At 46.8% G+C, this 20,486-nt stretch carries 13 protein-coding genes and 1 pseudogene; 5 read left to right on the top strand and 9 right to left on the bottom strand.

Going from position 1 to position 20,486, the window contains the following annotated elements; all coding sequences use genetic code 11:
- Positions 1-3 precede the first annotated feature (3 nt).
- Together M2133_RS05470 and M2133_RS05465 are read left to right on the top strand one after the other, a co-directional pair.
- Positions 4-2,157, top strand: coding sequence for a BACON domain-containing carbohydrate-binding protein (locus M2133_RS05470; RefSeq protein ID WP_277464990.1), 2,154 nt, complete (start codon positions 4-6; stop codon positions 2,155-2,157).
- Positions 2,158-3,015: 858 nt separating this feature from the next.
- Positions 3,016-4,599 carry a bifunctional UDP-sugar hydrolase/5'-nucleotidase gene (locus M2133_RS05465; protein ID WP_277464988.1) on the top strand — a complete coding sequence of 528 codons (1,584 nt, stop codon included), beginning with the start codon at positions 3,016-3,018 and terminating at the stop codon, positions 4,597-4,599.
- Here M2133_RS05465 and M2133_RS05460 read toward each other — a convergent pair.
- Complete coding sequence (locus tag M2133_RS05460; RefSeq protein ID WP_277464987.1) at positions 4,596-6,530, bottom strand: hypothetical protein; 1,935 nt, start codon at positions 6,528-6,530, stop codon at positions 4,596-4,598. The genes M2133_RS05465 and M2133_RS05460 overlap by 4 nt on opposite strands.
- Before the next feature lie 215 nt (positions 6,531-6,745).
- Between M2133_RS05460 and M2133_RS05455 the strand changes: the two genes are divergently transcribed.
- Entirely contained in the window at positions 6,746-7,630 is an 885-nt protein-coding gene (locus tag M2133_RS05455; RefSeq protein ID WP_277464986.1) for a helix-turn-helix domain-containing protein, read from the top strand.
- 569 nt (positions 7,631-8,199) lie between these two features.
- Here M2133_RS05455 and M2133_RS05450 read toward each other — a convergent pair.
- The gene (locus tag M2133_RS05450) at positions 8,200-8,790 is read right to left on the bottom strand and encodes a hypothetical protein (RefSeq protein WP_277464985.1); all 591 of its coding nucleotides are present in this window, start codon (positions 8,788-8,790) and stop codon (positions 8,200-8,202) included.
- A gap of 48 nt (positions 8,791-8,838) precedes the next feature.
- Positions 8,839-9,156, bottom strand: a complete 318-nt coding sequence (locus M2133_RS05445) for a hypothetical protein (RefSeq protein WP_277464984.1) — start codon at positions 9,154-9,156, stop codon at positions 8,839-8,841.
- Between the two features lie 281 nt (positions 9,157-9,437).
- Between M2133_RS05445 and M2133_RS05440 the strand changes: the two genes are divergently transcribed.
- Positions 9,438-9,839 (top strand): hypothetical protein, encoded by a 402-nt coding sequence (locus tag M2133_RS05440; protein WP_277464983.1) that lies wholly within the window; start codon positions 9,438-9,440, stop codon positions 9,837-9,839.
- Positions 9,840-10,091: 252 nt separating this feature from the next.
- Here the strand turns inward: M2133_RS05440 and M2133_RS05435 are convergent, their stop codons facing one another.
- Entirely contained in the window at positions 10,092-10,823 is a 732-nt protein-coding gene (locus M2133_RS05435) for a YebC/PmpR family DNA-binding transcriptional regulator (protein WP_277464981.1), read from the bottom strand.
- An 82-nt stretch (positions 10,824-10,905) separates the two neighbouring features.
- Complete coding sequence (pheT, locus tag M2133_RS05430) at positions 10,906-13,368, bottom strand: phenylalanine--tRNA ligase subunit beta (protein WP_277464980.1); 2,463 nt, start codon at positions 13,366-13,368, stop codon at positions 10,906-10,908.
- Positions 13,369-13,509: 141 nt separating this feature from the next.
- Here pheT and trmD point away from each other — a divergent pair.
- Positions 13,510-14,181, top strand: a pseudogene (gene trmD / locus M2133_RS05425) (tRNA (guanosine(37)-N1)-methyltransferase TrmD); the annotation flags it as partial.
- Between the two features lie 74 nt (positions 14,182-14,255).
- On the opposite strand, the gene M2133_RS05420 reads toward trmD, so the two are convergent.
- From M2133_RS05420 to M2133_RS05405, 4 genes are all read right to left on the bottom strand, one after another.
- Positions 14,256-15,089, bottom strand: coding sequence for a DUF5032 domain-containing protein (locus tag M2133_RS05420; protein WP_277464979.1), 834 nt, complete (start codon positions 15,087-15,089; stop codon positions 14,256-14,258).
- Positions 15,090-15,214: 125 nt separating this feature from the next.
- Positions 15,215-18,478: an AsmA-like C-terminal region-containing protein gene (locus M2133_RS05415; protein WP_277464978.1), complete on the bottom strand. Its 3,264-nt coding sequence runs from the start codon at positions 18,476-18,478 to the stop codon at positions 15,215-15,217.
- A gap of 49 nt (positions 18,479-18,527) precedes the next feature.
- Complete coding sequence (locus M2133_RS05410) at positions 18,528-19,301, bottom strand: prephenate dehydrogenase/arogenate dehydrogenase family protein (RefSeq protein ID WP_277464977.1); 774 nt, start codon at positions 19,299-19,301, stop codon at positions 18,528-18,530.
- Positions 19,298-20,365, bottom strand: coding sequence for a bifunctional 3-deoxy-7-phosphoheptulonate synthase/chorismate mutase type II (locus tag M2133_RS05405; RefSeq protein ID WP_277464976.1), 1,068 nt, complete (start codon positions 20,363-20,365; stop codon positions 19,298-19,300). The genes M2133_RS05410 and M2133_RS05405 overlap by 4 nt, the downstream gene beginning before the upstream one ends.
- Positions 20,366-20,486 lie beyond the last annotated feature (121 nt).

Here is a 20,486-nt window from a genome sequence, read left to right as displayed (position 1 = left end):
AAAATGAAACGATATATTGATATACTCCTGGCCGTATGCCTTGTGCTGGCTACAGGATGTACGGTGGAAGAAGAGCTCATAACTCCTTCCGCCACGGCCTCGGATGACGTTTTTTTCGAATTGAATATCCCCGGACATAAAATTCCCCATGCCTCGCGCTTGGCGGCGTATGACGAAAACACGATTCAGACGCTTGATGTCCTGTTTTTCGGATCGCCAAAGCAGGGAGTCCGGACGTTCGAACGCCAGGCGGAAATAAACGGGCTGACCACCGGTATGGACGGGAAAGTATCTGTAAAACTTAAACTTACCCCCGAAGAAGCCGATTGGGAGATCGTCTTTGTGGCCAATGCCCAAGAGGCGGCCGCCTCGATCACTGCCGGGGATACGAAATTTACAGCGCTTGAAAAGCTGACGGTCACGCAGGAAGAGCAATGGGATATCCGGACGATGCCTATCCCTATGTATGGCGAAATCGCTTTGCAGGCGAGTGATATCCGGCCCGGTAAGAAAATCGGGGGCATCAATATGGTGCGGATGCTGGCGCGTATCGACCTGAGCGTCGCTCCTGATGTTTCTAATTTCACTCTCGAACAGGTGTATTTGTGCAACCGCTCCACCCAGGGGTATATCTCTGCCGATTGGGATGCGCAAGGGATTGTAAACAAAGGGAAAATAACCCAGCCGAACACCTCGCCTTATTTCTCTTTCGCCGACGACGGAGCCGTGCCCGACTGGTATCTCGAAAGCGACCTGAATATACGGTATGCGGTTGATCCGGAAACGAATAGCTGTACGGGCCGGATCTATACTTTCGAAGCGGCGGGAAAAGCCTACGACGACGAAGCCTTGTCGGCTGTATGCCTGGTGATCAAAGGTTATCTGGATGACGACCTGACCCGGGCTTATTATTACCGGGTGGACTTCACCGACGAGGCGGGGCGGTTTATCCCTGTCTTAAGGAACTATCAATATAATGTAGAAATAGTGGCTGCCACCGGTATCGGGTACGACACGGTTAAGGAAGCGTTGGATGCGTACACGGTGGTCTCCAATATGCATACCCGTACGCTGGTGTGGGACAATGAGATGCTTTCCCATATCCATTATAACGGACAATATATGCTGGGGGTGCAGTTCAACGAAATGTTATTCGGCGGCAAAGGGGAGACGTTGGAGAATTTTATTGCCACAAACTATGCCAATGGGATCACGATCGTTGAGAAACCGGATTGGGTGGAGATCGAAAACTTCACCGAAGGCCGTATGAAAGCCTCTCTCCGGGTAAGTGTACCGGCCAATCCGGGAGCTGTCCGCGAAGGAGAGATCAAGTTGCAGGCCGGCAGGGTGACCCATTCGATCCGGGTTGTGCAAAACAAAGGGAAGGACCGTACGAATGCTGTGGTCAATATCGCTTCGGTCACGGGCATAGGTTTTCTGGGGTATACGAACGGAACGGGAACGAACGGAGCACAGGCCATGCGGAAAGTGCTCGATACCCATTTCAGCATGGGGGGAGTGGTCGAATTGAAGCAGATAAACTATCATGCGATCACCAATAATCCGATGGTGACGGATGATTACCTGAGTGATAAGGATGTGGTATTCCTGGTCTATGCGGCTGTGCCGACGGCCGCCACGATGACCCGGATCATCAACTGGCTGGAGGCCTCTCCGCGCAGGGTGCTGGTGATCTCGTTCGACTCGAATGCGACAAATCCGGAAGCTTTCAAACTGAATTATTTTAAAGAAGATATAGCCGGACTGAATTATTTCCCTCATAATAGCTATGCGGCCAAGCTGGTGCATGCTCCCGGCACGGAATATTTCTGGAAAGACGGACCGTTTACGCATGGCGAACCGATTGGCGAGGCGACCTACCTCAATTCGGATGGGGCTTTCGGCGAAGCCATCCTCTCTTCCGGCTCCGGCATACTGCCCCTGTTCGAATCCAGTGGAGCGATGGTTTTTGGGGTACATCCCGAGAAACGAATCGTCTATCTCGGCGACAGCCAGTATGGCGATATGCAGACAAGTAGCGTCTACCAGGGACAGAAATTCAATAACGATCAGGGAGAAGTAAACAACAATATCGAAAAGATCTTCGCCAACCTCTGGGCCTGGATCATCGATGAAGTGGTGTTGAAAGAGCAGTAGTCTTTTCCATTGGTCTACTACGTATTCCTTCTGCTTCGTAGTCAAAGTAGTCAAGTAGTTATCAGTCGCTGCGCTCCTTAGTAGTCAGGTAGAAGGAAATGTGAAGATTTTCCGGTGACAGCAAATGGACATTCCAGGCTCCTCTTCTTGGATAAGAAGAGGAACTGAGATAGTCCACTTGCTACCCCGAAAAATCTTCCAATCTCACAATATTTGCAGATCCTAAAGAACAAAAACCTCCCAAAATACCCCCCGAACAGAGTTTTTCGTTTTTTTACTTACATCATACAGGATTTTCTTTCATCGCTGTATATCAATCATATAGTTATTTCAAAACAGCAAAAAAACAGTAAAATTCCTGTAAGTAACTTTCTGATACCTGTTGGCGAGCCCCGGCAGTGATCGGTTTAACATTGTTGCCTGTCCCGGCTGTATGATGTAAGTAAAAAAATGAAAAACTATGTGCGGAATGATCGGTTTACCACTATTTGTCGTTTGCATTTGTTAACATCTGCCGTTCGACTACCAAGCCGCCTCTTTTACCGAAAAGGCCGGCAGGGTTTCCCAAAAGGCCGGCGGAGTTTGGCCAAAGGCCGGCAGGGATTTTGTGGGACTATTCATTTGTTGATAATTATCAACAAATAGCTACTCCTTGTTTTCGTTGCCGCAATCCCCCTTTTTCAAACTACCGGTAGTTTGGTCGACAAAACATTCATGTTTGTTACTTGACTACTAAGGAGCGAAGCGACTGATAACTACTTTGACTACTAAAATGTAAATCTTCTGCCGGCATCTTTTAGTTGAGATTTTCATGAAAAACACTAACTTTGTGAGTAATACTAAATAAATGATTATCTTATGAAGCGTCAATCTGTTCTGATCTTTTCGATTCTGTTTACCTGTTTGTGTTTACCGCTTACGGCACAGGTGAAAGAGGTGGCTACACTCGATACGTTATCCATTCTTACGTTCAATGATTTTCACGGCTCTTTCGTGGAGGATGGGGGAGTGCCCGGGGCAGGGCAGTTTGTGCAGATGGTACTCGATGAGAAAGCGAAACATCCGCATACGATCGTGGTCTCGGGTGGCGATAATTTCAGTGGCAGCTATTATTCGCTGATCACGAAAGGACGGCCCCTGCCGGAGATGTTCGAGATGCTCGGTGTGGAAGTGTCGGCATTGGGCAACCATGAATTCGATTGGGGCATCTCGTTCCTGGTGGATTCGGCGGCGCGTTATACGCCGTATATCAGTGCGAATGTGACAACCAACGGCTCGGATCAGCCGGATTGGATCGAACCCTATAAGATCGTGGAACGGACGTTGAAGAACGGCGAGGTGATCCGGGTGGCGTTTGTGGGGCTGATCACCACGGAGACGGTTTATCAAACCAATCCGGTCAACCTCAAAGGGTTGCAGTTTATCCATCCCCTGGGGGCGGCAGCGACGCAGACCTTATATAAGCTGAAGAAAGAAGGGGCGATCGATATGATCGTTTTACTGGCGCATATCGGATCGAGTATGCGTAATCCGGGCCGTTTGACCGAAGAGAATACAAAAGTGCTTCCTTACCTGGAAGGCATCGATGCGATCATCACCGCACATACGCATGAGGTGGTGCTCGATAAGATCAATAATGTGCCGGTGATCCAGGTGGGATCGTTGGGCAAATATGTCGGCAAACTCTTGTTTCAGGTTCGAAGTGAGGACGGGATGCGCGAGATCTCTTTTCTCAGCGGCGATACGCTCCATACGTCGGCCGGCCGCAATCCGGAGATGGTGGAATTGGTCGATCACTATATGGAAAAACATCAGTTGAACCGTGTATTGACCGTTGCCAAAGACGATCTGATTCATAACCGGAAGATCAATCAATGGGAATATACTCCTGTAGGCATGCTGGTGACCTCGGCTTATGTGGATTGTTTCCGAGAAAAGAATAAAGAACCGGAACTGAACGAACTGCCGGTGATCGGAATGAATCATTACGGGGGCATCCGCACCAGTATTTTCAAAGGAGAGGTGACTATATTACGGGCCGGCAACGTATTGCCCTTCGGTGGGGATGTGGTGGCTTATCGCTTCGACGGCAAACGCTTGAAAGCGCTTCTGCAGGAAGGACGGACGAATTCGACCGGATACATGCAGGTCTCTCCCGTTGAAATGCGCTTGAAAGGGGATCAGGTCGATCAGCTGTATTGGACTTCACCGGAGGGCAAACGGATGGAGATCACCGACTCGACCCCTTGCATCGTCGTGCTCGACCAATTCATTACCGCCGGAGGCGACGGCTACAATACCAGCCTGTTCGATACGTACGGCATCGACTCATTCAACGCCCAGCATAACGAAACCACCCGTACTTTCATCGACTACCTGGCCAAGCAAAAGACCATATCGACTAAAGCGGTATTGACGCCTAAGGTGATTGATTCTTTTTAATCCTTGAGTATGATGGTCGTCTGATTATCTTTCTGTAATTGAGATATCGTATGATTTCTGTAAATATATAAAGAGAGAAGCTGGGGATTGTCAGAGCAAGCCAATTCGGTCAATGCCCTGTTTTTGCTTACATCCAGTTCGGTCAGTTGATTCATTTCGCAATACAACTTATCGAGTGCTATACATAAATCTAATGATAAGGATGTAATTTCATTTGAAGAACAATTCAGTTCTTGAAGAGCAGAGCATCCGTCCAGGTCCAATACTTTTATCTTATTCGCATAGCAATATAAATCCGTCAGATTGGAGCATCCGTTGATTTTTAGGTTATGGATCTGATTATTCGAACAATCCAACCCGGTCAGTCTGGCATTATCCGCCAGATCGAGGGAGGTCAAAGCATTGACCGAGCAATTCAGGTATTGCAATCGATCGTTTACCTTTAGGGAAGTGAGCAGTCCGTCATTGATATATAAGGTGTCGAGTTGCAGGCAATGACTCACATCGAGCAACTCCAAAGAAGAACGGGTACAGTATAGATTCTTTAAGGCGGTACAACCCTCTATATTTAATGCAGACAAAATCGAAAGGTAATATGACGTATTCTCAATGCGTATCTCTTCCAGGTTACTGCATCCTGAGGCATTGATTTCTTTTACAAAACGGGAGTTGATGTTTAATTTCTTTAGGGAAGGAAGATCTTCAAGCAGGATCGCGAGTTTGCGGTCGTGGTATGCATCAATGAGCGTATCACGAACGACCAACTCTTCCAATGCACTGTTTTTCTTGAGATCAAGAGGTGCATCTGTCTTATAGAAACCATATTCCAGATATTTCAGGTTGGATAATGGGCTGACATCCAGTCCAGGCAGATAACCGGCAATACAGGTCAATCGCTCCAGATCGGTGTTATGGGTCAGATCGAGATCCTCAAAAATCCCGCAGCAGGAGAGCTCTTTCAGTTGGCTACAGGCACTTATATCCATTGATTTCAGGTTCGGGGAATGAAGATATATACGTTCTAAAGCTTTATTGTCGATCTCCAGGCTCTGAAAGGTGCCGATACATTCCAGGTCTTTCAGGGACGGGCAGTTCGTGATATCCAGTTGTCCGATCAGATTGGAACGAAATTTTGTCAAGGAAGTGCAACCACTCAGATTGAACTGTAGATTTCCTTCGAAGTAATAAACATACTGATATTTCGGATCAATACAGAGATGCTCTATCTCTTTCAGGTTGACACAGTTGTTCAGGAAAATAGTTGTATTCCAATTGCCTGCATAAAAAACAAACTCTTCGATGGCGGATTCGCCGGCGTCGAGCGTCAAGAGGGACGAGCCTTCGCAGATAAGTTTTTTCAGCGACTGATTACCTTTGGCGTTCAGTGATTTGAGATGAGACGAATGGGAGCAATTCAGTTCTTCAATAGCCAGTTGACTGATATCTAATGCCGTTATATGCGTGCCTTGGCAGGAAAGCTTCTTTAGCTGTGTGTGTTCACTGAAGTTTAGATCTGCGATGGTGCTGTAGTCGATATTCACTTCTTCAAGCCATTCGTTTTGACTGATATCTAAGGTGGATATGTATTCATTGAAACTGCAAATCAAGACTTTCAGGTTTTTGTTTTGACTTATATCCAACGTGGTGATGGGGGTGCGGCTGCAATCCAATACTTCCAGCGCGGGGAAGTTCTCGATTCCGCTTAACGAAGTGATCTCACTATAAGCCGGGAGAGTGATCTCTTTGACCACCAATGCTTCTTCCGTACTGATGATGCCGTCTTTATTCAGATCGAAAAAGGATAACAGGTGTGACATAAATTCCTTATCCGCCACCTCGCCTATGGGAGTCACCGGTTGATCGTCATCATTATCACAGCCGATAAAAAGGAGCGGGAAGAGGAGTAATAAGAATAGTTTTATTGCTTTCATAAGTGTCTTTGTTGATCGTTTGAAGTAGCGAGTGCAGAATCCGTGCTTGCATGGATTATGCCGAGTCACGCCAAACGACTAATTTTAATGATTGTATATAATAAACGGACTAAACAACCGGATATTGTTAGACGAATTTCATGTGTATCATACTTTTATATGGCACGATTTTTGTACATTTGTCTGTCGTTTAATCGGTTTAAATAGAAAAAGAAATGAAACTTTTATATCCACAGGAGCACTTCTCCTGTTATAACTATGAAAAAGGGCAGAATGCCCGGTTGGAAATCCTGAAGGTTCCGGCGGGGGAGAAGATCATTCGTGATCTGGTCGACAACGAAATCGTTTTTGTTGTCGACGGTATATTCACTGTATCATACGGAAAGGATGCGCATATCGATGTGCCGAAAGGAAAAATCCTTTTTTATCCGCCGGGCTCCCATGTGGAAGCTACCGTGGTGGAGGATGCACATCTTATTATATGCCGGGTCAGGGGGCTGGTGCAGTTGTGCGAATGCCTTCCGTTGGATCAGCTTTACCGGGAGTTTGGGGCCAAGCGGGGCGATCACTTCCATATGTTGGATATCAATAAGAGGATCTATAACTATGTGGAGCAATTCGTCGAATGTGTGAATGACGGGTTGAGATGCGCCTCGTATTTCTCGACCAAGATGAAAGAGTTGCTCTTTCTGTTGCGCGCGTATTATACCAAAGAAGACCTGGCAGCCTTCTTTGCACCGGTCATGGGGAAGGATTCGCAGTTTATGAACCTGATGTATCAGAATTACCGCAGTGTGAAGAGTGTGCAGGAACTGGCTGATCTGTCGTTGTATAGCCCTTCGGGTTTTAAGAAACAGTTTACTAAGGTTTTCGGCAGTTCGGCTTCGGAATGGCTGAGCGACCAGAAGGCGACCCTGATCTTTCAGGATCTGAATCATTCGTCTTTGACTATAAAGGAGTTGGCAGATAAGTATGACTTCTCTTCCGTGTCGTCGTTCAGTAACTTCTGCTTTAATAAATTCGGCAAACCACCCGGAAAGATCCGCCCGAAAACTGCCGATCGGAAAGGAAAAAGCGCATCCGAAAACGATAATAGCTAAAAGAAAAAGCGTATTCGAGAACGAGGATAGCTAAAAGAAAAGGCGCATTCGAGAACGAAAGTAGCTAAATGAGGAATAAAAGTAGCTTTGAGGATAAAAGCATTGACCCACATTCTCTCTACCTTTGCATCGTTTAATTCGTGTTAATACTGCATTTTATACTGGGATGTTTACCTGAGAATCATGCTCTTTTAACGCCGGAGCTTTCTCAGGTACTCCCAGGCTTAAATAGAATATGTTTTAAACAAAACCAAAAATCCCCCGAAGAGTAGCGACTCTCGGGGGATTCTTATATTTTAGGGATATTTTAGATAAGATGGGAGTTTGTACGGATCACCCCGTATTATTGTGGAGAAGTTCCTACTCGATGATAATGGAGCACGCAGATGACGCAGACTAAAGCGCAGATCTACGCAGATAATTTATTATTAATTAAATATTTATCTGTTATCTGCGTAGATCTGCGCTTTAGTCTGCGTCATCTGCGTGCCATAATATCCACTCGAATTTCGACTCCACAACTTTCCGGGGTGATCCGTTTGTACATTTGTTAAGTATGTTACCTATACCTACCTAACTAATAAAACACCACAAATTGCAATCAAAGCAATAATAAAGAGTATAAACAATCCTTCCATCAATTTTCTTCCCTCTTCCTCCTCCTCCTCCTTTATTTTTTTTTCATTATCTTCTTTTTCTTTCAGTCGGAACTTCTCTTTTTCTCTTTCGATCAGGAGTTGCTGTTCCTTTTCTCTCATAGGAGCTAGTATATACTTCTCTTCTAAGTAAACATTAATTTCTGATAATGTCTTAAAAGTCGTGGATTGAAATAGAGTGCTTTCCAGCATTAATATAGAATCATTATGTCCATCTAAATTTAGTGCTAAAAATTGACCATCCACAAAACTAGGATTTAGTAAATAGCTTTGCTCTTTTATATCTATAATCATAGTACCATCTGGCAATAGTTCCCACTTAGATCTGGTTACTTCTCCATTGTGTGATATTACTAATTCTTTATCTGGCCTAAAAATGAAAACTTGCTTATCTCCAGTGTCATTAAACACAATCCACTTCTTGTTGTACAGAATAGCTTCTGCATCTAACTGCTTACTGTATTGCTTAATACGGTCTAATATGCTTAACAGATAATACTTCATAACCTTATAGCTTTAAAACTAAGCAAATATAGTTCTTTTCTTTGTTTATCAGATAATACCACAACTAGAAAGCAGTCCCACGAAAGGGCTTCTTTTTGCATAGAGAGAACTAGGTACAATCCCTCTAATATTTGAAGTATTGATATATTCTAAATCTTTTACAGCATTATATCCTTCCAGAAATTCTCTTTTAGACATTTCTTCTCCAAATAGACCTCTGTTTCCTTCTCCTCCTTTATAATGTATCACATTGTCTTTAATGGTTGCTTTGTATCTGATTCCATTAACAGACTTAAACTCACCGTGATTGCTGATATACTCTGATATAATATTCCATATTTCAGCAGCTGTTTTGTTCTTATCCATAATCTCAAAATTTTGACTTCAAACATAGCGAAAAAGCCACAAAGAAACTACTTTTTGATCTTTGATTTTCAGTTTCTAATCACTACTATCCGATTAGACTCCAATCGGACATATTTTGCGCATAACTATTGCCTGCGGATTTATACCTCTCTATTTAGTACTCCATTGTATTTGCAATTGTCTTACTGATGAAAATTTTGTTTTCTTCTTAATATACCTCTTGAGTTCATAGTATTGCTTTGTTTGCAACTAATTCATATATTTGTATAAAAGTGATTCTAATGAAAAGTAAAATGTTGACACCTGATGATATTATGACATTCGGAAAAAATAGAGGTTTAAGTTTTGCCGAAATATATCAGTATGAACCAAACTATATAGAATGGCTTATCTTCAATACAGAACTGTATTTTGACTTAGAATTATTTGAGAAATTACCGAATCCAACTCCTATGGATATAGGAGCAGTTAAAGGTAGTCCTGAACGTGAAAAACTCTTTGCTGAAGGCAAAGGTTCACATGCAGATAACATTAATATGTATACAGGGGTATTAGGAATTAAAATGATGTTAGAAGCAGTTCCTGAATATGATGCGGAAACAAAATTTGCTTTTTCGGAAAGTGCAAAAGTAAAGAATAATACTAAATGTTTTTTTTCTGGCATTGAATTCATTTTAGCATAAATACACTTACTCCATGTGTTATGATATTTATGCATTTCAGATCTATTCGCTTAAAAAAAAATCTACTATTTGTTTCAGAATCGACTGTCTGACATATTTATTTCACTATTTTTTTCATGAGGTAACTGAGTTTGTGGTAAAACTAAAATGGGTAAACTAAAAACAGGAGCAATTTGCTCCTGTTTTTAGTTGATGATTGTTGTTCCTTTGCTTTTTTGCTATTATTCTTATTGGCAGAGAGGATAGATATTGTTAATTGTCATCAATTCCATCTTCCTTCATATTGTGGAATACGTTCTGAACGTCTTCATCTTCTTCCAGTTTTTCCAGCAATTTATCCAACTGAACGCGCTGTTCGGCTGTAACCTCTTTCAGGTCATTGGGGATGCGGATAAATTCCGCGCTATTGATCTCGAAACCGTTCTCTTCCAGGTATTTCTGGATGGCGGAGTTTTGAGAGAATTCACCGGAGATGATGATTTCATCTTCATCCTCTTCTACTTCATCCACACCGAAATCGATCAGTTCGAGCTCGAGGTCTTCCAAGGATACGCCTTCTTTTTTGACGATATGGAAAACGGCTTTGTGGTCGAACAGGAACTCGAGACTGCCGCTGGTGCCCAGTGAGCCGCCGTGTTTATTGAAGTAACTGCGCACGTTGGCAACCGTACGGGTCGTATTGTCGGTCGCTGTCTCCACGAAGATCGCGATGCCGAAAGGACCATACCCTTCGTAATTCATTTCTTTATAGTCCGTATAGTCTTTGGAAGTCGCTTTCTTGATCGCTCTTTCCACATTCTCCTTCGGCATATTCTCCTTCTTTGCCTGCTGCATCAATACACGCAAACGAGGATTGGCATCCGGATCAGGCCCCGCGGCTTTGGTGGCCATGGTAATTTCTTTTCCCAGTTTGGTAAATACGCGGGCCATATTGCCCCAGCGTTTAAATTTCTTTGCTTTACGGTATTCAAATGCTCTTCCCATATCTTTATCTAATGATTAATGATTAATGTTTAATTGTCAATCGGAGATCGGCCTTAGTCAATTATCAATTATCAATTGTCAATTACCTTAATGATGCTCCCAGTTTCTGTTCCAGATTCGTCTGTATCTTCTTCATGATCGCATCGATCTGCTTGTCGTTCAATGTCTTTTCTTCATCCTGGAGGTAGAAGCTGACGGCATACGATTTCTTGCCTGCCGGTAGGTTCTTGCCTTCATAGACGTCGAACAAGGTGACATCTTTCAATAATTTGCGTTCACTCTCATTGGCTATTTTCCGGATCTCGGCGAAGGGGATGTTTTTGTCTAACAACAAAGCCAGATCTCGCTTAACGGCCGGGAACTTGGATATTTCACTGAAGATGACTTTATGTTTCCGGGTTTCCTTCATCAGGAGTTCCCAGGACAATTCGGCGAAATATACCTCCGTATCGATATCAAACTTCTTACAGAGTTTTTTCTGTACGATACCGAAGGTGCCCAACTGACGGCCGGAAGCGGTGGTGATGCTTACTCCGGTGGAGTAGATATCATTCGTTAGATTACCGAAAATAACCTTCTTCATGTTCACGCCCAGGCGAACCAGGATGTTTTCGATATAGGCTTTCAATTCGTAGACGGATGATTTCTCATTCGGATGCGCCCAGTTGTTCTCCACCCGGTTGCCGCATACCCAGAGTCCCAGGCGATAATCTTCACTATAGGCAGCAAGTATTTCGCCTTCTTTCTTGTTGTCGGCATTGAAGTTGTAACAATTCCCGAATTCGAAGAAGCGGATATTTACATTCTTCCGTTTGATATTGTATTCGATGCTTTGCAAACCACCGAAGAGCAAAGTCTGGCGCATCGCGTTCAGGTCGATGCTCAGCGGGTTTTCCAACATCACACAGTGTGAAGCCGGGTAAGTCGTCAACTCTTCGTAATGACTAAACGGCGTGAACGAATTATTCATGATCTCATGGAAACCGTTTCCGCATAATTGCTCGGAGATCAGGTTCTGCAATTCATACCCGCGGTCGGTCTGTGTCTTATAGCTTAAGTTCGATTTCACATTATCGTCGAACTCCACATTATTATATCCGTAGATACGCAGGATATCCTCGATCACATCCACATCGCGCTGTACATCGATCCGATAGACCGGCACATGCAAGGTAAGGCCTTCCGGAGTTTCGGAAACAATCTTTATCTCCAGGCTGTCCAGGATATTCTTCACGGTTTCCGTAGGTATCTCTTTCCCGATCAGACTGTTGACTTTCTGATAGCTAAGCTCGACAGTATAAGGCTCAACAACCTTGGGGTAGATATCCTGCACTTCACCGGTAATCGTTCCGCCGGCCACTTCTTTGATCAGTAAAGCCGCACGTTTCAGGGAATACATGGTATTGTTCGCATCCAAGCCCCGTTCGAAACGGAACGAAGAGTCGGTGTTCAACCCAAAACGACGGGCTGTCTTGCGCACCCACGACGGATTGAAGTTGGCCGATTCGAGGAAGATATCGGTCGTAGACTCCGTCACTCCGGAATCGAGCCCTCCGAATACGCCTCCGATGCACATGGCTTCTTCCGTATTACAGATCATCAGGTCACGGTCGGTCAGTGTCCGTTCGGCTTCATCCAATGTGACGAATTTAGTGCCTGCCGGCATGGTCTTGACGATCACCTTGCCTCCTTTGATCTTATTGTAATCGAACGCATGCAGCGGTTGTCCCATTTCGTGCAATACGAAGTTGGTCACGTCCACGATATTGTTGATCGGACGAAGGCCAATAAGGTTCAAACGGTTTTGCAACCATTCGGGACTTTCTTTGACCGTGACTCCTTTGATGCTTACACCCGAATAGCGAGGGCAGGCTTCGGTGTCTTCTACGATCACTTCGATCGCCGGGGAGGCGTCTTCCACTTTAAAAGCATCAACCGAAGGACGTTTCAGTTCGCCCGGTTTGCCGTTTTGCTTCAGGTAAGCCGCCAGGTCGCGCGCCACACCGAAATGGGACGTACCGTCTACCCGATTGGGGGTGATATCTACCTCCAATACATAATCACTCTGGATATTATAGTATGCTTTCGCCGGCATACCCACAGTAGCTTCAGCGGGAAGCACAATAATTCCGGCATGGTCATTGCCCAAACCGATCTCATCTTCCGCACAAATCATACCATTGGATTCCACGCCGCGTATTTTAGACCTTTTGATGGTAAAGACCTCATCATCCTTATACAGTTTCGTGCCGTTTACGGCGACAACTACTTTTTGTCCGGCAGCCACATTGGGTGCTCCGCAGACAATTTGTAAAGGTTCTTCTCCTCCTACATTCACTGTGGTGATATGTAAATGATCGGAATTCGGATGTTCTTCGCAAGTCAGTACTTCGCCGATAAACAGACCTTCCAGTCCGCCTTTTATGGTTTGTACTTCCTCCACACCGCCGGTTTCCAAACCGATAGAGGTAAGCGCCGCTGCCACTTCTTCGGGCTGCAGGTCGAATGACAGATAGTCTTTGAGCCAGTTATAGGATATATTCATCGTAATAAAGTTTATGCTTTATCTCATTTCGTAAATTGACGGGCAAAAATACGAATTATTCGTGAAACGGCTAATAAAATCAGGCAAAAACAATACCTTTGCTGCCCGGTTAAATACCTCAATCATTAATATTTTGTACCCATGCGAATCGATATACTTACCGTACTGCCCGAAATGATCGACGGGATGATTAATTGTTCTATCGTTAAACGTGCCCAGGATAAAGGATTGGCAGAGATCCATCTGCATAACCTGCGCGATTACACGACTAATAAATGGCGTCGGGTGGACGATTATCCTTTTGGCGGAGAAGCCGGTATGGTGATGCAAATCGAACCGATCGACCGGGCGATCTCTGCCTTGAAGAGTGAACGCACGTACGACGAGGTGATCTATACTTCCCCGGATGGCGAGACTTTCAACCAGCCGATGGCCAACCAAATGTCATTGCTGAATAATATCATCATCCTTTGCGGGCATTATAAAGGGGTCGACTACCGGATCCGGGAGCATCTGATTACGAAAGAGATCTCCGTCGGCGATTATGTATTGACGGGTGGTGAACTGGCTGCTGCCATTATCACCGATGCCGTTGTCCGCCTGATCCCCGGTGCGATTGGCGACGAACAAAGCGCCCTTTCCGACTCTTTTCAGGATAACCTCTTAGCCCCGCCCGTCTATACCCGTCCGGCGGAATACAAAGGTTGGAAAGTCCCCGATGTATTGCTGTCAGGCCACGAACGCAAAATCGACGAATGGAAGCTGCAGCAAGCCCAGGAGCGCACTGCCCGGTTGCGACCGGATTTATTACAAAGCACTAAACCGCGTGCAGGATGGGATGCCGCATTTGCCAGGCATTCTCAAGAGGGAAATGGTGAGGATTTGTTTCAATTCTGATAATTATACTCCAAATGAATCGTGTAGGTGTTCATGCCGCCGTTGTTGGTGGTATGATCGGTTTCTTCGATGAAGATGGTGGTGACGTATTCGTTGCGGAAGGTGTAGTCGAAGAGGTATTCGGCGCTGATGTCGGTGTTCGGAACCTGGTACCAGTAGGCACGGGATACCAGTTGTGCGTTCAATGCTCCCCGGTAGAAGTTGATCGGACTGAAAGCGTCGAAGCTAATGGGAGAGAATGCGCTTAAAACCATGAACGGCAGATTCTCCGGACGTTTATCCGGCATGTATTCATAAATCATTTCTTTTGTTTCCTGGGAGAACCGGTTGATATTATTCCCTTCCCAGGTATAGTTGTCGTAGGCGGAATAGGTTCTGGTCTCGTATTGCAGGCTGTTTTCCAAAGGCCAGCGGATTAGTTTGTCGGCTGTATTTAACTTATCCCTTCGGTAGGTGTACGTGTATTCTTCATTGCTGTAAACCGTGTTTTCCGCATAAGGATTGAGGGCGTAGGTTTTCATCTGCGTGATGAAGTTATTGTTCAATGCATACTCGATCTTTTCGGACTCGGGACCGCTCACCGTCAGTTTCTTCTTATCGACGTAAGTAAATTCCAACTTTCCTTTCTCTGCATCCTGCAGGCGTGAGATCGTGCCGTCGGGATTGTAATAAATCTCAACCTGAAAGACAGGGGCAGACTCACTGTTTTTGTAACAGGTGACTTTGGTCAGTTTGTTTAACTTTATTTTCTTGTCATCGTCGTCGCTGGAACATGCCGCCAGCCCTATCAGACCGGCCAACATCAAGAGAGTTAATCTTTTCATCTTTATCTTTTTTACCTCCTACGGACAAATATAACGGGTTTCGACGGATCGGCATGAAGACTTTTAGTTAATTGTATCAATCATTCGGGTATTAGACGAACAAATGCGAAGAAATGACCAATGGGCTAATCCTCTTTTTCTTCTGCCGTTTCCCGTGGCCTTTGCGGTGGGAGCAGGGCCAGTTCGGGGGCGTTTTCTACGATTTGCTGACGGATATACTCTTTGATCTCCGCGCGAAGATTGTGCGGCGTCGGATCGAGCTCTTTCTGGGTGGCCGCCTGGAAGATATCTTTGTAGCGGCATTTGACTATTTTGTACTTGAAATCGTCCAGGTTACCTGTCACATCGACCCCAAGCTTGAACGGAACGGGCGATTTCAATACGGACACGTGATAGTTGAACGTCATATCCAGGTTGTGCGTGCCGCCCACAGCCACCCGGTAGCGGTCCATCTCCAGAAGGAATGGGAAAATCTGGATTTTATTCTCTTTCACCACCAGATCGACCGAGATATTGTCGATCACATTCTTTTCTTTGTTCTTGAACATGAGTGTTTTCGATATCTCCGCAAAGGTTTCGCCATCCAGTAATACCATGTTTTTCCCCGCGACCGAGCAGCCGGTATGGAGCGAGGGCAGAATAACCGACGAGGTGGAGTCGATATCACAGGTCACCGCCATGGTGCAGTCCACAATCCCTTCAAAAGAGCGAAGCATCGGCAGTAGGGTGTCGATTGCCGGGTAAAGGTCGATGAGTTTTTCCACCTGTATGGCGCGCATCTCGAGGTCGCAGCCAACGGAAGCCTTCTCCGTGTTTTTTGCTGTGTAATACATACTGAAATTGCCTTCGCCGATATTCGACCGCATATCCAGTTTCTTCAGGTTGATGCTCTGGTTGCGCATGACGATCTCCCCTTCGACATGTTCCATCTCGAGGTCTTTGTAATCGATCTTCTTTGCATTCATGACCAGCGACATATCGAGAAAAGCCGGGACGACAAAGAGCCTGTCCGCCGAGTCGGCCGGTTGGGTTGCGACAGAGTCTTGCAGAATCTCCAGACTGGCCAGGTTGTCATCCGCCAATAGGACGTCCTGTTCCCGTTGGTCTTGTTGTTCCATCTCTTGCATGCCCCGGCTGATCGCTCCGATCAATTGGTTGCAATCCATATAATCGGACCCGACCGAGAACTTGCCTTGCAGTTTGCCTCCCCTGAGCATGGCCCGACGGATACTGTTGATCTCGCCGGTCAGGGTGAAGTTGCTGTTGCCGGCATAGAACAGGGCATCGGTGAACTGCACCGTGTTGGTGTCGAACTTCACCTTCGTCTTTTCCATCCGCATCGGCAACGGGAAGGCACGGCTGAAGAGACGCATCTGATCGAAGAGCACCGACCCCCGTACTTCCCAGTTGCGCAATAGATCGGTGGAAGAAGAGGCTGTTGTTGCATTGGCGGGCACGGAGTCGGTTGGCTGTTGGCGCCGGTTTGCCCGGGCTTCCCGTTGGCGTCCGGACGAAGTGCGTGCACTCATTTGCCGGGTGCTGTCTTGTCGTGCGGTTTGCATCCGTTGTCGCATCGCATCCCTGAGCGGGAGCGCTTCGACGCTGAATGTGCTTGCGGCAAACGAGATCCCCATCTGAGAGGGAATATCGAAATAGCGTAGCGAATCCACCGTAATGGCAGCCATCAATTGCGGGATTTTCTTATTGGAGTCCGACGGTTTGGTGCCGCCCCGCAGGTAAGCGTTCTTGGCCACGATCGTTACCGAGTCGGGCAGGCGCGAACGGATCTGTTCCACCCGTATATGGGAGGTGACCGACATCACTTCGGTCGTATCGATCACCGGGGAGGTCTTAGCCGTGATCTCCATGCCCCGAAGCATGGTATTAATATCTTCTTTGTACTTGACGCGCATCCGGTCGACCGTCAAAGCGCCGCTCAACAGGTTATCTCCTTTGATATACCGGCTGGTTGATTTGACAGTGTCCATCGTAAAGTGAACGCCTCGGACGAATACATCCATCTCGTAGGGTTCGCTGAACGCTTTGAGCGAGTCGATATTGAAGTAGCCCAGGGCTTGAATCTTATTGTATCGCCCTTCGAGTAGGTCGTCCACCGTGAAAGAAGCCTGAATATCGGCATCCATAAATCCTTCGATCAGTAATGTATCGGCATCCATAAGCTCTCCGGCCATGCGGGTAAGGTCGACCTTCCCTTTGATGGTTGCATCCACGGCCGGCGACTGCAGGATATCGGTTACCTTTCCGTTCATTTGCAGCGAAGTGTTCATTCCCGTCAGGTTCAACTTATCAAGGGTGACGTGCGACGCCTCGGGTTCCGCTCCGCTGAGTAGAATGTCCATTTCCATCTCCAGGGCGTCGATACCCTGATCGACTCCTTTCATGTGGTAGGAACCGTTCTCCAACGTGCAGGTTGCGTTGATCGTCGGCATGACATGATCTCCCAGTTCCCCGAAGATATTCGCATCCATCCGGATCGATCCGGTGGCGAGGATATCCGCCCGGTTCTTCAGGTAAGCCTCCGGAATGAAGCCGATCAGCTCGTTCAGGTCGGAAGCCTGCAAGCCCATCTCTACATTCATCGCGAGAATATTCATTTCGGGTAGGTAGCTGAATGAACCGTCAGCCGAGAAAGGCAGGTTGTTGAGTCGCATCGCCGAGTTTTTCAGTGTAACGGTATGGTAGTTGTCCGTCAGTTCGATGTCGCTTTCAAAATGAAGAGCCATATTGTTGTTCAACGAATAATCCGGACTTTCGAAAAGGATGGAGGAGGAGCCGGTTTCGACCGATAAGGTATTCCCTCCGTTGATGAGCGAACCGGTCAGTGTCAGGAAGAAGCCTTCTACCTCGGTATAGATATCTGCCTGCCGGTCGTCGTAGGTGAAAGAGCCGCCGGTGATTTCTACCTTTTGCAGATCGATGGGAGGGAGTTGCATGGTGTCCGCATCTTCTTCCTGCTCTTCTTCCGAAGCGATCAGGACATCCCAGTTTGCCCGGCCTTCACTATCCACCAATCCATAGAAGACCGGATCTTCAATCCGTACATCCCCGATCGTCAGGATCCCTTTGAAGAGATAATCCATCGGACGAATGGTCAATACCACCTCCTTGAAACGTAATAGGGAGTCTAACTGTCCGCCACTCAGGCTCAGCCCCAGATGCGGGTAGGTGTTGAAGAACGTCAATTCCACCTCTTCACATTCGAACTGCCCGTTGATGCGTTTGTTCACCTCGTTCACCACGATCGGCGTCAGCTTCCGCGAAGGCAGAATGCCCCAGTTTATTATACTGAACACGACAGCCGGCAATACAAAGAACAATGCAAACAGCGTAATGCCAATAGTGAAAAGGACTCTCTTCTTATTTTTCATATTTTTCCAGTATGGAGCACAGGACAAAGATAATGAAAGCCGAAGAACTTTACTCTATATTCTTCCGTATCTTCTTGAGGTAGGTTTTCATGGCTTCGCTGTCTTTCTTTTGGATGATCTCCTGCAGGGCGGACAGTTCTTCCTGGATGCGGTTGATTTGGTTGGGGGTGCGCGGGTTGAAAAGGATTTCCGTCAGGAGGTAATCGTCTTCGGAGAAGAGGCCGCGGGCGATCTTCATGTGACGCTTGAAGGTGGTTCCCGGCGCGTCCTGATGCTTCATGATCGCGGCAAAGACAATGGTCGAAGCAAACGGGATACCCAAGGAATAGGCGACGACTTTATCGTGCTCTTCGAACGTGTATTCGCAGATGTTCAGGTGCAGGCCGTTGTAGAGGTCTTTGAAAAAGATCTTACCCAGGTGATCTCCCTCGGAGATGATAATCGTATTCTCTTTTGCTAGGTTCGCCAGGTTGGCGAAGGTTGGGCCGAACATCGGGTGCGTTGAAACATAAGGGAAACCGCAGGTCTCATAGAACTCCTTCAGATGGGTCTTGACCGAAGCGATATCGGAGATAATGCAATAAGGCGGCAGGTAGGGCAATACCATCTGGAATGCCTCGATGGTGTAGTTCAACGTGACGCAGTTGATCACCAGCTCCGGTGCGAACTCCCGGATCTCTTCCGGCTTCTGCATACGCAGGGCGTTATAGATAAAGCGCATCCGTTTCGGATCCTGTTCCAGGACAGCTACTTCATGGTCGAAGCTCAATAGGTCGGTGAAGAAAGATCCCATCTTTCCGGCACCTAAGATTAGTATTTTCATTGGTTCATGATTATTACTTGTTGACGCACGGATTCTTCGTGGATCTCTTGCAGGATCTCTTTGACAAAGTCGGTATCCAGCTCCATGGCTTCGCCCATATCGGAACGTTTGGTGAGGATCTCATTGTAACGGGGAGACTGCAGGATGGGCATATTGTGCTCTTTCTTATAGATACCGATCTCACGGGAGATACGCATACGCTTGGCCAGGAGTTCGAGCAGTTGTTCGTCGATCTGGTCGATCTGGCGGCGCAGTTCACTCAGGTTCTCCGTCGTTTGGTGCACATCGCGGATCACCAACAGGTTCAAGACGTAATCCAATACCTCGGGCGTGATCTGTTGACTGGCATCGCTCCAGGCGTTGTCCGGACAGCAATGGCTTTCGATCATCAAGCCGTCGAAGCTCAGGTCCATTGCTTGCTGCGACAGGGGAGCGATCAGTTCGCGGCGGCCACCGATATGGCTGGGGTCGCAGAAGATCGGCAGGTTCGGCATCCGTCGACGCAGTTCGATGGGGATATGCCAGAGTGGGAGGTTGCGGTACATCTTTTTGTCGTACGAGCTAAAGCCGCGGTGGATCACACCGATGCGGCGGATACCGGCGCCGTAGATTCGTTCGATCGCTCCGATCCACAATTCCAGGTCGGGATTGACCGGGTTTTTGATCAAGACCGGGATATCCACGCCTTGCAACGCATCGGCGATCTCCTGCACGGCAAAAGGATTGACGGTGGTACGCGCCCCGATCCATAAGATATCGATGCCCATCTCCAAAGCTTCTTTGATATGATCTTTGGTGGCCACTTCGGTGGCGACATACATCCCGGTCTCTTCTTTGACCCGTTTCAGCCAGGACAGCCCGACGGTGCCTACGCCTTCAAAGCCTCCGGGTTTGGTGCGCGGTTTCCAGATCCCGGCGCGGAAGATCTTGACCCCACGGGATGCAAGCGCTTTGGCGGCTTCCAATACCTGTTCTTCGGTTTCCGCACTGCACGGACCGGCTATAACGATCGGGCGACTTGGGTCGACACCCGGTAATACGATTGATTCTAATGCTAAGTTCATTATATATCTATGTTACTTTTTTTACTTGATAACTATCTTGTGTCCTCGCCTGGTCAGACGAGGGGGAGACAACCTCTCCACCAACGCAAGCGTTGGTCCTCCTCTCCTGGCCAGGAGAGGA

The organism is Parabacteroides sp. PF5-6, from assembly GCF_029504695.1.
GTDB lineage: Bacteria > Bacteroidota > Bacteroidia > Bacteroidales > Tannerellaceae > QVMG01.
The sequence above is the reverse complement of the archived record's forward strand: the minus strand, read 5'-3'. Positions and strand labels throughout refer to the sequence as shown.